This window comes from Streptomyces sp. SID486 (genome assembly GCF_009865385.1).
Taxonomy (GTDB): Bacteria; Actinomycetota; Actinomycetes; order Streptomycetales; family Streptomycetaceae; genus Streptomyces.
The window spans coordinates 1-5485 of sequence record NZ_WWJT01000322.1 but is presented as its reverse complement, the minus strand read 5'-3'; the positions used below and the strand labels follow the sequence as shown (position 1 = coordinate 5485).

The 5485-nt window shown below is 74.0% G+C and carries 6 protein-coding genes; 3 read left to right on the top strand and 3 right to left on the bottom strand.

Annotated features, from left to right (window positions below; genetic code table 11):
* Positions 1-11: 11 nt before the first annotated feature.
* Both GT045_RS15165 and GT045_RS15160 read left to right on the top strand, forming a co-directional pair.
* Positions 12-980, top strand: coding sequence for a helix-turn-helix domain-containing protein (locus GT045_RS15165; protein WP_161334480.1), 969 nt, complete (start codon positions 12-14; stop codon positions 978-980).
* A gap of 421 nt (positions 981-1401) precedes the next feature.
* Complete coding sequence (locus tag GT045_RS15160; RefSeq protein WP_161334479.1) at positions 1402-2385, top strand: alpha/beta hydrolase; 984 nt, start codon at positions 1402-1404, stop codon at positions 2383-2385.
* A 26-nt stretch (positions 2386-2411) separates the two neighbouring features.
* Here GT045_RS15160 and GT045_RS15155 read toward each other — a convergent pair whose 3' ends face one another.
* Complete coding sequence (locus GT045_RS15155) at positions 2412-3392, bottom strand: AraC family transcriptional regulator (RefSeq protein ID WP_161334478.1); 981 nt, start codon at positions 3390-3392, stop codon at positions 2412-2414.
* A 215-nt stretch (positions 3393-3607) separates the two neighbouring features.
* Positions 3608-4303 carry an SDR family NAD(P)-dependent oxidoreductase gene (locus GT045_RS15150; protein WP_161334477.1) on the bottom strand — a complete coding sequence of 232 codons (696 nt, stop codon included), beginning with the start codon at positions 4301-4303 and terminating at the stop codon, positions 3608-3610.
* Positions 4304-4395: 92 nt separating this feature from the next.
* Here GT045_RS15150 and GT045_RS15145 point away from each other — a divergent pair, with 92 nt between their 5' ends.
* The gene (locus GT045_RS15145; RefSeq protein ID WP_161289532.1) at positions 4396-4995 is read left to right on the top strand and encodes a TetR/AcrR family transcriptional regulator; all 600 of its coding nucleotides are present in this window, start codon (positions 4396-4398) and stop codon (positions 4993-4995) included.
* 240 nt (positions 4996-5235) lie between these two features.
* Here GT045_RS15145 and GT045_RS15140 read toward each other — a convergent pair.
* Positions 5236-5485, bottom strand: a 250-nt coding sequence (locus tag GT045_RS15140) for a hypothetical protein (RefSeq protein WP_161334476.1), incomplete at its 5' end; no start/stop codon positions are given.

Below are 5485 nucleotides of genomic sequence, written 5' to 3'. Positions count from 1 at the left end.
CCCGCGCGGCGGTGCGCGGCGCCGACGCCGGCCGGCTCCCGCTTCCGCGACCGGCCCTGGCCGGCGCGCCGGTGCCCGCGCTGTCGCGGCCGTTCCTGCCGGCTCAGGTGCGCGCCGCCGCCCGCTTCACCGGACCGGACCGGGTCCGTACCCTCGGCCTGCTGCGGGTGAGCACGTACCGGGGAGCGGCCCGGTCCTTCGTCGGCTCCGACGAGGACACCACCGATCCGCATCTGACGCTGGGCGTGCACTCCTCCGGCCGGGCGACCCTGGTCCGGCAGAACGGCACCGCGGCCTGTGGGCCCGACGACATCTTCGTCTGCGACGGAGCGGATCCCTTCGTCCTGCACGAGTCGGAGGACTTCGAGCTGCACCTCGTACGCGTGCCACGGCTCGCCCTCGCCCTCACCGACCGCCAGGTGCGGACGCTGGGGGCCCGCACCCCCTTCGCCGACGGGCCCGTGGCACCCCTGCTCGGCCCGTTCCTGCGGCAGTTCCTCGGTGGCCTGCCCACCTGTCCGCCCTCGACGGCGCTCCGGGGGGCCGCGACGATCGCCGGGTTCGTCGACTCGCTCGCCGTGGCGGACGAGCGGACGACGGGGGATGAACTCTCCCCCGAACAGGAGCGGTTGATGCAGCGCATACGCGTCTACGTCGACACCCGCCTGTGGGACCGGAACCTGACGCCCGCAACCGTCGCCGAGGCCCAGCACATCTCGGTCCGCTATCTGCACAAGCTCTTCGAGGGCCAGGGCAGCACGGTGGGCCGGTGGATCCAGCACCGTCGTCTGGAGGAGGCGCGGCGCGAGCTGGCCCGCCCCGGCACGGGTGACATCGCGGTGTCCGCGGTGGCCAGACGCTGGGGCTTCGCCAACGCCACCCACTTCAGCCGCAGTTTCCGCACGGCGTACGGGATGTCGCCCAGCGACTGGCGCAGCCGTACCCGGCCGGCCCGGGACACCGGCCGCGAGCACGACTGACCGCGCGGACACACGGGGCCGGGCTCGGTTCCGGCCACGGGCGTGTGCGCGGGGCGGTGCCCGGCCATCCGTGCGGGATGCGCGGGCCGGGGTGCGGTTCCGGCCGCGGACGTGTGCGCGGGGCGGTGCCCGGCCATCCGTGCGGGATGCGCGGGCTGGGGTGCGGTTCCGGCCGCGGGCGTGCGCGCGGGGCGGTGCCCGGCCGCCCGTGCGGGGGGAGGGAGCGCGCGCTCGGCCGCCCGTGCCCAAGTGTGCAGGCAGGGGCAAGAATCCGGGCGGCGGCGGGGGTCGGACTACGCCGTGTCCGCCCTACTCTGGTCACCCGTGCCGGTGGAGCCGCCTCCGGTGCCGAGCCCCTGCCCGCCCCGGCCTCGGGGGTCGGCGGCTCTCCCGAACGCCTCGTCGCCGCGCAGGAGTTGTCTTGCAAGACCACGTCCCGGCTCCCCGGTCCGCGCCTGTTCTGGAGCGGCTGACCCGTGCCTTCGTCGACACGTACGCGATAGCCGAGTCCACGGACGACGGGCCGGGTGCGGCCGCCGCCAGGGCCCGCATGACGGCGCTGTGGGACGGTGGCGGCCAGGACGAACCCGACGTCGAGGAGGAGTGGCTGGCCCTGCCCGGCGGCGGCGGCAACCGGATCCGGGTACGCATCCTGCGCCCCGCGGGCAGCGACGAGGCCCTGCCGGTCGTCCTCTACCTGCACGGGGTGGGCTGGATGCTGACCGACGCGTACGCCCACCGGAACCTGGTGACCGACCTCGTCCTCGGAGCGGACGCCGCCGTGGTCGTCCCGGAGTACGACACCCCGGACGACGTACGGCATCCGGGCGCCGTCGAGCGGGCGTACACGGTGGCCCGGTGGATCGCCCGGCACGGACGGGAGTGCCGGCTGGACGGCAGCAGGATGGCCGTCGTCGGGGCCAGCGCGGGCGCCCAGCAGGCCGCCGCGCTCACCCTGGCGGCCCGGCAGCGCGGCGGTCCGAACTTCCGCCACCAGGTGCTGCTGTGCCCGGTGACCGACGCGGCGATGGACACGCCCTCCTACGACCAGTTCGCCGAGGGCTACTTCCTGAGCCGCGCCGCCATGGAGGAGTACTGGCAGCGGTACGCGCCGGACCCGCGGACCCGGACGCACCAGGACGTCTCCCCCCTGCGCGCCCCCACCGCCTCCCTCCGGGGCCTGCCGCCCGCGCTCGTCCTCACCGCCGAGGCGGACGTGCTCCGTGACGAGGGCGAGGCATACGCCGGAATGCTGCGGGAGGCGGAGGTCCCCGTCGTGTCGATCCGGTACCACGGGACGATCCACGCGTTCGTCCTGTTCGACATGCTCCGCCGCACGGACGCGTCCAGAGCCGCGCGCATCCAGGTGACGGACACGCTGCACACCGCTCTGCACCTCGCCTGAGCCGAGGGCACCCACCGCGGGCCGGATCACCCGGCCGGGTCCGGCGCCTCCTCGCTCCGCAGCCGCCGCCACACGCTCGGCGCCACCCCGTACGCCGCCTGGAAACGGCGGCTGAAGTGGCTCGGGCTGCTGAACCCGCATCGCGCGGCGACCGCCGCCACGGTGAGCCGGCCGTACCGGGGTGAGGCCAGCATCCGGCGCGCCTCGCCCAGGCGTTCCGCGATGAGCCACTGCTCCAGGCTGATCCCGGCCTCACCGAGCAGTCCGTAGAGCCGGCGTACGGAGATCGCGTGCTCGGCCGCTATCCGCTCGGGTGTCAGCGTGCGCTCCGCGAGGTGGCGGCGGGCGTATGCCATGACCCGGGTGAGCAGGGTGTCGTCCATGACCGACCTGACCTCGGCGGACTCCTCGGCGTGCGCGGCCGACAGCAGCAGCGCGCGGACGAGACCGGTGGTCGCGGACGCCAGTTCCGGTGCGCCGGGGTCGGTTTCCAGCCGGTCCGGGTCCCGCCACACGGCCCGCAGGTGGTCGAGGACGAGGTCGTGCAGCGGGCTGGCCCGCAGCCGCGCGGCCGCCTTCTCCACGACGTGCACGGGCAGGCCGAGCCGGCGCATGTCGAACATCACGGACCGGGACGCCCCGTCGCCGGACCAGCCGTACACGCGTGACGACAACTCGTGGAACACGCAGATGTCGTCGACCCCCAACAGCCGCCGCCGACCGGCGACTTCGGCCCGGTGCACCCCTTCGGGCTGCAACGACACGGAGACCACGGGATCGTTCCTGTGGTGCCGCACGTGCCGTTGCGTCCGCCGCACCTCGAAGCCGGAGTTGCGGGTGGCGAACAGGTCCAGATCCCCCACCCGCCACATCTCCATCCGGGCGTGGATGCCGGAGGCGGGCTCCTCGTGGAGGACGTCGTTGGGTACGGAGGAGTCCGTCAGGGCGTGGTGGAAGGCGTCCACCCGGTCACGCGGCGCTACGGTGGCGAGATCGAGCAGCAGCACACAAACCCCCCGAGGTCGACTGGTGACGCCAGTATGCGGGGCGGCCGCCGTCCGCCGACGGTGTCCGACCTCACGCCGGCCCGGCCCCGCCCGGCGGCCCGAGCTGCTGTGGCCGGACGTCTCGGACGCCCGGTGCGGGCGAGGGCGACCCGCCCGCTCCCGTCACCTGCCGAACGCGCTCGCGTCCCGTCAGCGGTCCTGTACCGCCCTGGACGTCACCACGGGACGGTCTCACCGTGTCGGTCCAGGAATCGCAGGCCGGGTGCGCCCGCCTGCGCCTCCAGGACGTCGACGACGGCCGGGATGGTCTCCTGCGGGCTGAGCGGGGCGTCGGGGCCGCCGAGACGGGTCCGGTTGTGGCCGGGATCGATGAGCAGTGTGGTGTGTCCGTCGCCGGCATGGCGGGTGGCGTAACTGCGCATCAGCTGGTTGAGCGCCGCCTTGCTGGACTTGTAGAGGTCGTACCCGTCCTCTGTGTTCAGTGAGACGCTGCCCTGTTCCGAGGACATGACCGCTACGGTTCCGCCGGGCGCGAGGAGAGTGCGCAGGCACTCCAGGACGCGCAGGGGGCTCAGCGCGTTGGTGACCATCACCTCGGTGAACATGCCGACCGGAACCCGGTCGATGGGCAGATCACCCCGGTCGATCGCCGCGTTGACGAAGAGCAGGTCCAGCCGACGGCCTGTCAGGCGTTGCCGCAGGGACTCCAGTTGCTCGGAGCTGGTCATCTCCAGCGTTTCGACCTCCAGTTGTCCGGCCCAGGCGCCGGCGGCCGCGAGCAGCTCACCGCTCTCCTGGCGGGTGGTGGCGATCACTTGCCAGTCGCGTCGAACGAGCTCGTGGGCGAGGGCGAGACCTAACCCCCGAGAGGCTCCGACGACGAGGGCCTGGCGCTTGGTCGTTGGTGACACGGTCACTCCGTTCCGAGGTGGGCGCTCAGATTAGACGCGACGTCGCGTCTAGACAATACTCGCGCCGATGAGCTGCGGGTATGGTGGCTCGCATGCCCGCTTCCAGCCCTCGGCCCCGCAGGCCGCGCTCCGGTAACCGGCGCGACGAGACCGCTCGTCTGGCTGTGCTGCACGCCGCGGACGATCTGCTCGCCGAGCACGGCTTCAACGCCCTCACCGTCGAGGCCATCGCGCGGCGTGCCGGCGTCGCCAAGCAGACGATCTACCGCTGGTGGCCCTCCAAGGTCGAGATCCTCCTCGACACACTGGTGGAGGACAGCGACAAACGCTTCCCGGTCCCGACGACGGAGCCCACGGCGGCGAGCATCCGTGACTACCTGACCGGTTTCGCGCGCTTCCTCGCGGTCGACCCCGCCGGCAAGGTGCTGCTCGCGCTCCTCGCCGAGGCGCAGCACGATTCCCGCACGGCCGAACGCCTCCACGAGCGTTACCTCGGCCCCCGCCGCGACCAGGAACGCGACATGCTCACGCGCGCCGTCAGCGCCGGCGAGGTGTCGCCCGAACTGGGGCCCGACGCCACGATGGACGCCCTCGTCGGCCCGGTCGTCTACCGCGCCCTGACAGGGGCGGCCGTCCCCGGCGATCTGCTGGACACCCTCGTGCGGGACCTGCTCAGGCCCCGCACGAAGTAGCGGCTTCGGCCGGCCCGTCGCTCGATGAGGCACGGGTGCGCGACGGAGGCTTCCCGTCGACCGTACGACGGCCGGGGCGAGGCAGCACCCGCCGCCGAGGCAGGGGCCGCCCGGCCTCACCCGACCGGAACTCGGCAGGTCCCGGACGGGTCCTCGGGCGACGGGTCCGAGACCTCCCCGGGCGCCGAGACCGCCCCGGGCGTCGGGGCATGCCCGAACGCCGGGGCCGCCCAGGGCGGTTCACGGCCTTCGCGCGCTCGGGGATGCCTGGGCCGGGGACGGGGTCACCGCGCTCGGCACGGGTGAGGGCGTGGCGGTCCGCTGGTGCGGGGAGCGGGCCGGTTCGGCCGGGCGGGGGTGAGTGCCGCGCGTCGTGAAGAACACCAGCGCGGCCACGGCGGCCAGCACCAGTACGCCCACCACCGCCCGGCGCACCGGCATCCTGCGCGACGACCGCCGTCCGGCCGGCGGGCGCAGCGGGCGCAGGTCG